The 7,666-nt window shown below is 61.0% G+C and carries 5 protein-coding genes; all 5 read left to right on the forward strand.

What is annotated here, in order from left to right:
* Positions 1–2: 2 nt before the first annotated feature.
* Positions 3–1,829, forward strand: a complete 1,827-nt coding sequence (locus AC1RWI_RS19975) for an Hsp70 family protein (protein WP_492868228.1) — start codon at positions 3–5, stop codon at positions 1,827–1,829.
* A complete protein-coding gene (gene pglZ, locus AC1RWI_RS19980; protein WP_492868230.1) occupies positions 1,826–4,153 on the forward strand; it encodes a BREX-1 system phosphatase PglZ type B in 2,328 nt (775 codons plus the stop codon). The genes AC1RWI_RS19975 and pglZ overlap by 4 nt, the downstream gene beginning before the upstream one ends.
* A gap of 101 nt (positions 4,154–4,254) precedes the next feature.
* Positions 4,255–6,300 (forward strand): protease Lon-related BREX system protein BrxL, encoded by a 2,046-nt coding sequence (gene brxL / locus AC1RWI_RS19985; protein WP_492868232.1) that lies wholly within the window; start codon positions 4,255–4,257, stop codon positions 6,298–6,300.
* A gap of 266 nt (positions 6,301–6,566) precedes the next feature.
* Positions 6,567–6,854, forward strand: coding sequence for a hypothetical protein (locus tag AC1RWI_RS19990; protein WP_492868234.1), 288 nt, complete (start codon positions 6,567–6,569; stop codon positions 6,852–6,854).
* Complete coding sequence (locus tag AC1RWI_RS19995; protein ID WP_492868236.1) at positions 6,851–7,171, forward strand: hypothetical protein; 321 nt, start codon at positions 6,851–6,853, stop codon at positions 7,169–7,171. The genes AC1RWI_RS19990 and AC1RWI_RS19995 overlap by 4 nt, the downstream gene beginning before the upstream one ends.
* Positions 7,172–7,666 lie beyond the last annotated feature (495 nt).

Below are 7,666 nucleotides of genomic sequence, written 5' to 3' on the forward strand. Positions count from 1 at the left end.
GGATGGCCGGCAACAATTTTGTCTTGGGCTTCGATTTTGGGACGACGAACAGCTTGGCGTCGGCCGTCGTCGGCGACGCGGTCATCACCTTTCTGGACAGCGAGCAGCCGATACCCTCGGTCGTCAGCTTCGAGGGCGGCAAGGTGGAGGTTGGGCGGAAGGCTCACGACAAACTTACGAGCGCAGGCCTAGGCGTGCAGGGCAGCACGGTTCGTTCCCCCAAGACGCTGCTCGGGCGCGATGAACTCATTATTGACGGCGTCCGGCGGGACCCCGTGCAGATGGTCGAGTATGTGCTCGACCATGTGCGCCGCTTCGTGTTGCAGACCAAGGTTGGCCGCGACTTGAAGATGGACCGTGTCGTTGCGACCATCCCAGTCAACATGGACGGCCGGCGGCGTGCGCTGCTTCGGCAGGCTTTCAGGCAGGCCGGCATGAGCGTGGTGCAGTTCGTTCATGAGCCCCTGGCAGCTTTGTATGGCCACCTGCGTTCATCGGAAGGCACGGAGGACCTGGTCAAGCGTTACAACGGCAAGCTGCTGCTGGTCTTCGACTGGGGTGGTGGCACTCTGGACTTGACGCTGTGCCGCGTGCTCGACGGGTTGCTGGTGCAGGTGGCCAACGACGGCACCGATGAGGTCGGTGGCGACGTGTTCGATGAAGAGCTTCGCAACGAGGTGGAGCGGCGTTCGCATGCAGCGCAAAATCTGGGAGACGATGTGGAGGTGCTGCCAGAAGCCCGCAAGCGCCTGTTGCACGAGTGCGAGAAGGCCAAGATTCAACTGAGCGGCCGAAACACCTGGAACGTCTACGTCGACCCGTACTACCAGAGCGAGGAACAGGCCGACCTGCAGGTGACCCTGGCGCGCGACGACCTGCACGACATCGTGGGGCACCTAGTACGCAAGGGTGTGGCCCGCATCGAGCGGCTGCTGGAGCGCGAAGGCTATTCGACGGCGTCGGTGGAGCTGTGCCTGGCCACGGGCGGCATGGTCAACATGCCGCTGGTGAAGAACCGTCTCGACGAGTTGTTCGGGCCGGGCAGGGTCCATGTCTCGCGCAAGAGCGCGTCGGCCATTGCCGACGGGGCCGCCTGGGTCGCCCACGACCGGGCGCGCCTGCATCTGGCCAAGAACGTGGAGCTCACGCTAGCGCGAAATTCCTACCTGCCATTACTCCAGGCCGGCCTGGAGATGCCGCTGGAACGGGAGCAGCGAAGCGAGCGCTTCTCTCTCTACTGCGTTGACCCGAGCGATGGATTCGGGAAGTTCAATCTGGTCAGCCCGCATCGACCTGGGCCACGCGTGCTGCCCGATGACAAGCGACGCTCGCTGTGCAACATGATGCTGAAGGTGGATGCAAAAGCGCGTCCGTTCAGGGAGCGACTTGAACTCGACGTCAGCGTCGACGAGAACCTAGTGATGAAGATTCAGGCATGGTCCCTGAATCAGAAGGGTCGGGTCGAGGATGAGGTGCATGACCTCGAATTCGCCCTTGCTACGCCAGGCGCTAAGGCAGGATGGATGCGCTCGGGCCTGTTGGATTCAAATGCGGACGTAGGCGGGGCTACCGAATCCGGCGACCTCATGGTGCGCTCAAACCTGGCAGCGCGTGAGGACAACAGCCTTGTGCCAGGTGAGGTGATGGCTTGGGTGGACCCGACCTACTTTTGGACCCACACAGGCCGCACCCCACCGCAAATTCAAGTGGAGGAGCGCCTGTACTATGAGCCCTGCGCGGTCTGCAAGCGCCCCTCGAACGACCCCCTGTGTCGTTGCGCGACATCCGAAGCGCCGCACGCCCAACCCCAAGCGAGGCCATCAGCATGAGCGACACAGTCCTGAGTCGCTTGACCGACGCGTTGAGCAAAGCGGCGGCCGGCAACAGCCATGCGGCAGTCCCTGCGGCGGCCGTGCTGTGGCCGGACAAGGAAAGGCAGTGGCAGTCGGTCCTGGAGCGCGCAATGATGGCAATGCCGCAGTTGTTGGTACTGGGTGCCTACCAGCCCGAGCGGCGCTGCGGGCCCGCCATATGGCTGAAATGCGCCGTTGCTCGTACGCTGGGTGATGTGTCGCTTGGCACAGTGCCGGTGGTCTATCTGCCGGGCGTCAGCCGTGCCGACCTGCGCGCTATAGAAAGCTGCCCGCGCGACCTGCAGCCCTTGGCTGAGCTTCAGTATCGTGGTGCCTTCTGGAGCCAGGCCAACGCCAAGGACTGGACCCTGAGCGCCTTTCTGGCATCGAAGAACGGCGGCCTGGGCTTGGACGTGGCACAGGACAGGGCCACGCAAGAAGCCCTGGGCCAGGCGCTGGAGGCCGGCGTGCTGCTGGAGCGCAGCGTGGAGGAGCTAAAGGGCCGGCAGATCAACGCCGAGTGGCTGCACAGCCTGCTGGCGCCAAATCCCGCACGCGACCTATTGGTTTGGCTGAACGACCCGGAGAGCGCCCGGAATCAATGGAAAGGTGTTCGATGGGATGTGTTTGCCAATCGGTGCAAGTCGGACTTTGGCGTTGACCCTATCTCCGACGGAACGCTTGTGGCGGCCGAGTTGTTGGCGAAGGCCGCAGGCAAATGGGCAGCGGTTGCCGAGCTATACAGAGACTCTTACACCAGCTTTCCGAAGGTGTTCGAGCTGCTTGCCACGGTTCAGCCCCCACAGATGGGTCTATTTCCTGACCTCGACCAACTGGCCGGTTATCCGCAGGCTAACGAGCAAAGTGAGTCTGCACTGCGAAATGCCTTGTTAGTCTGCGCCGCCATGGACGCACAACAGGCACGCATGGCCATTCTGGCTGCGGAGACTGAGCATGGCATACGACGTAGCTGGTTATGGAACCGCATGGGCCGTTCGCCGCTGGCGGCGGCGCTGGCGCATCTGTGCAAAGCTGCTGAGCTAAGCGCGACTATTCCTATCGGCCAGACGCCGGCCGAACTGGCCGTCAGCTATCAGCAGTCGGGTTGGCAGGTGGACGAGGCCGCGCTGCATGCACTGGGTTCTGTGCATTTGAAGGCCGACGTTGAAGCCATCTCGGCGGCCCTTCGCGCGGTCTACCTGCCCTGGGTCGAGGAGGCAGCCAAACGGCTGCAGGAGGCCATCAAGGTCGCTGGCGGGCTGGTGCCCTTGTCTGCGAATACGGTTGGAGAACAAGGCGCCGGCACTTGTACGCTGTTCGTCGATGGCTTGCGCTACGATGTGGCGATGCGCCTGCGCAGGCGTCTGTCAGGACTGGGCGAGACGAGTCTTTCCGCCCATTGGACCAGCTTGCCTTCGGTGACCGCTTCCGGCAAAGCCTGGAGTTCGCCTGTTGCGGACCAAGTGTCAGGCACGGCTGACGACGTGGAGTTCGAGCCCCGCGTAGCTGCAGATGGTAAGCCGCTGTCGGGCCACAATTTTCGCAAGCTGCTGGCCGAGCATGGCATACAGCCGCTGGATAAGCACGAGACCGGAGACCCGCAGGGCCGTGCCTGGACCGAGGCGGGCGACCTGGACCACTACGGGCACGAGCACGGTGTGCGTCTGGCGCGCGATCTAGAGACTCAATTGGGCCAAGTAGTGGAGCGGGTTGGCGAACTGTGCCAGGCCGGCTGGAAGCGCGTGCGCATCGTGACCGACCACGGTTGGTTGCTCCTTCCAGGCGGCTTACCCAAGACTGAGCTGCCCAAGCACCAGGCAGAAACTCGTTGGGGGCGCTGCGCGGTACTGAAAGGCACCGCCCATGGCACCCCGCTGACGTTTGGCTGGGATTGGTGCAAAGACGTCCAGGTGGCCTACGCCCCAGGGGTAGCGTCTTTTATAGCGGGAGCGGAATACGCCCACGGTGGCATCAGCCTGCAGGAATGCCTTGTGCCAGTACTTGAGCTAGAGGCTGGCTCGGCGACAACAGTATTGGCGGTCACCATCAAAGCAGTGACCTGGAAAGGCTTGCGATGCGTTGTCGAAGTCGATAGCGCTTCCCCAGGTTTGACCGTCGACATTCGCTCCAAGCCCGTACTGGCATCCACCTCGTTGTTAGCAAGCACAAAGCCAGTGGCTGGCGGCAAGGCAAACCTAGCCATTGCCGACGATGACCACATGGGTTCTGCTGCCGTGGTGGTGGTCCTAAGTTCAGCTGGTGATGTGCTGCAGAAACTGGCGACCACGGTAGGAGGATGATGGATTGCGGTGTGACTCACGCTGACTCAAAACCCTGACTCGGAAGCAAAACCCAAAGTAGGATTATGGTTGCGACCAGCGCGCCACAATAGGTAGAAAAAATGCAACTCGATAACTTGGACAGAAAAGCTACGACTGCCTTCGAGGGTTATGTGGTTCGGAAGGACCTGGTGCGCACGTTCAGTCGCCAGTTTCCGGTGCCGACTTATGTTGTCGAGTTTTTGCTGGGCCGCTATTGCGCGACAACGGACGAGGCCGAAATCCAGGAGGGCCTCGACATCGTCCAGCGTCAGCTGGCTTCCCGTACCGTCAAGGCGGGCGAGGAGGAGCTCTTCAAGGCTCGGGCACGTGAGTCGGGTTCCGTGAAAATCATCGACATCATTACAGCGCGCCTGGATGCCAAGACCGACTCCTACATCGCCACACTTCCCAGCTTGCGGCTGACGGACGTCCGGCTGACACCCGAGATGGTCAAGGACAACGAGCGCATGCTGACAGGCGGTTTCTACGCCGAGGTCACGCTAGGCTACGACGCATCGATTGCGCAGGAGAAAGGCGGCAGGCCATTTGGCGTCGACGCACTGCGCGCCATCCAGTTGTCCAAGCGTGAGGTGCTGGACGTGCTGGCCAAGGGGCGCGAAAGCTTTTCGACTGCCGAGTGGCGGGACCTGCTGCTTCGCAGTGTGGGCTTCGAGCCGGAGGCCTTGCCCGAGCGGGCCAAAGATGCGCTGCTGCTACGCATGGTGCCTTTCGTCGAGCGCAACTATAACCTGGTCGAATTGGGACCACGTGGCACAGGCAAGTCGCACCTGTTCCAGCAAGTCTCGCCCTACGCGCACCTGATTTCCGGCGGGAAGGCTACAGTGGCGCGCATGTTCGTCAACAACGCCAATGGGCAACGTGGTTTGGTGTGCCAGTACGACGTGGTCTGCTTCGACGAGGTGTCCGGCGTGTCCTTTGACCAGAAGGACGGCGTCAACATTATGAAGGGCTATATGGAGAGCGGAGAGTTTTCGCGCGGCAAGGAAAGCATACGTGCCGACGGCTCCATAGTGCTAGTTGGTAACTTCGATGTGGACGTCGAGCACCAGCAGCGTATCGGCCACCTGTTTGGCCCGCTGCCTCCAGAGATGCGCGACGACACAGCCTTCATGGACCGCATTCACTGTTTCCTGCCAGGCTGGGATGTGCCCAAGCTCACCCCGGGCCTATTCACCGAACACTTCGGCCTGGTCAGTGATTTCCTGTCTGAGTGCTTCACCCAATTGCGCAACCAGAGCCGTGTCTCGACGCTACAGGGCCGCGTATATTGGGGCGGCGCCTTATCTGGCCGCGACCTGAATGGCGTCAACAAGACGGTCAGCGGTCTCCTCAAGCTGCTCTACCCGAACCCCGAGATGGCGGTGAGCGATGAAGACTTGGAGTGGGCTGTGCGGCTGGCTCTGGAGGTGCGGCGTCGCGTGAAGGAGCAGCAGAAGCGCATCGGCGCGGCGGAGTTCCGCAACACGCATTTCAGCTACACCATAGGCGCGGAAGGTGTCGAAAAATTTGTGAGCACGCCCGAACTTCAAAGTCAGGGCGGTATTGGCGATGAGCCGCTCGAGTGCGGACAGATTTGGACACTGAGCCCCGGCGGCCAGGACGAGTATCCGGGGCTGTTCCGCCTCGAGGTCAGCGAGGGACCAGGCAGCGGTGTGAGAGTGCTCAACAATCCGGTGCCGGCCCCTTTCAAGGAATCGATTCGCTGTGCCGAGCAGAACCTCTATGCAAGGGCGCAGCAGCTAGTTGGGGACCGAGACCCACGTTCACATGAGTTTTCTGTGCAGTTGCGAGGGTTCGATGCCGCCAAGTCGGGCGCCAAGACTAGCGTGGCCGCTCTCATCGCGCTGGCTAGTGCTCTATTGAAAAAGTCGATTCGAGGTGGTTTGGTCGTGGTAGGTGAAGTGACCCTGGGCGGCACCATCGAACCTATCCACAACGCAGTTTCCCTGGCTGAGATAGCCGTTGAGAAAGGTGCTAAGTCGTTACTCCTGCCTGTATCGTGCCGACGTCAACTGTTCGATTTGTCGGACGAGATGGCGACCAAGCTGGACATCGAGTTCTATCAGGATGGGCGGGATGCGCTGCTGAAGGCGATGGCGGATTGAGGGCGGAGCCCCGTTGTCCCATGCCACGGGGCTCAATCATTCCGTCGCTTTTACGGATAGATTACGGCATTGTTGCTGCTCAGTTTTTCCCCCGAGCGTCAACAGCCGTTTGCTAACGACGTCTCTGATTCCAAGTCGTGTCTGGAACCGTGGGGGTACCATGACGTCCGGGTACGTAATTTGCAATAGCCTAGACTAAATCTGACAGTGGTTGGTTATCCATGCCGCCGCACGTTGGTGCGAAGGACGTAGCCCGGAGTGCCAGTGTGCTGCAGATATGCGTCGATCCGGTTTCTCGTGCAATCGAGCCATTCCCTTTCGCATCTATCCCGGATCGGGGGATCCGGCTCACGCCAGTCGAATCGAAGGAGCAGTACATTCAACTGGCGCTCATACGACCCGACCCGGTGATCGGACCGCCTGGCTGGGTTCGGGAATACTGGTCGAACGCCATCTCGCTCATGGCATCGCCCGCGGACTTTCGGCTCGCCATGGAGGCGTTCGAGCTGTCCACGTTCGTCCTGAATCACGCGCTGACGCTCGTGACTCTATGAGGCGCGCTCGAAGCGCTGTTCTCGCCCTCGACGTCAGAATTGAGGTTCCGCGTGTCGGTGTTGATCGCGTCGTACGTTCCTCCGCCCGGTGTAGAACGGCTGCCCTCCAGCGCGAGATTTTTGAACTGTACGACAGCCGGTCCGCCGCGGCCCACGGCAAACAGAAGCACAACACGTTGCACCTAGTGCAGACGTTCAACATCCTTCCACGGGCCCTTGTTCGGGCGATCGATGAGAACGACGTCCCCAGCAAGACCGAGGTCAACAACATGCCGCTCGGCGCGCTGTTGCAACAAGTTGTCGCATCTGGTCGTTGAACTGAATGCGCCAAGGGTGGATATCGGATCGGACGAGGTGACGTAGTCCAGCGATACGCGTTCTCGGTGATGAGCGATCCGCGCACCAAGGTCGGAGTCGCCTGGAATTCTTGGGAGATCAGCAAAAACCTGGCGCCCTGCACTGAGCAATTGGTGCAAGACGAGTCCAGCTTGATTCTCGCGAAGCCGAACGTTGACATCTACGCAAAACGCTTGGGGGCAGGTCCTCGACGAGAACCGCGCCCGGATGAAGTTGATTCCGGGCGGGCTGGAGTGCAGGTGGACAAGGCGTAGTCGCTCAGATATCTGCAAGAACGTTAGGCGGACTATCTGGAAGGCGTGTTCGAGGTTGAGGACGATGAGTTGGAATACAAAGACGAGCCATCGGACGCGGCTTCCGCCTGAGTTGTACCCGCGAGGGCCTGTCAGTTCTTTTGTGTGGAGGGCAGGTAATGGCTCATCGGCAATTGGACCGGTGAGCCGACATTATCTCAG

The organism is Cupriavidus sp. MPR-AND1C (genome assembly GCF_058809705.1).

What these genes read in the sequence shown, in the direction of transcription:
- AC1RWI_RS19975 (WP_492868228.1), top strand. Translation starts at nt 3, where the DNA reads ATGGCCGGCAACAATTTTGTCTTGGGCTTCGATTTTGGGACGACGAAC.
- pglZ (WP_492868230.1), top strand. Translation starts at nt 1,826, where the DNA reads ATGAGCGACACAGTCCTGAGTCGCTTGACCGACGCGTTGAGCAAAGCG.
- brxL (WP_492868232.1), top strand. Translation starts at nt 4,255, where the DNA reads ATGCAACTCGATAACTTGGACAGAAAAGCTACGACTGCCTTCGAGGGT.
- AC1RWI_RS19995 (WP_492868236.1), top strand. Translation starts at nt 6,851, where the DNA reads ATGAGGCGCGCTCGAAGCGCTGTTCTCGCCCTCGACGTCAGAATTGAG.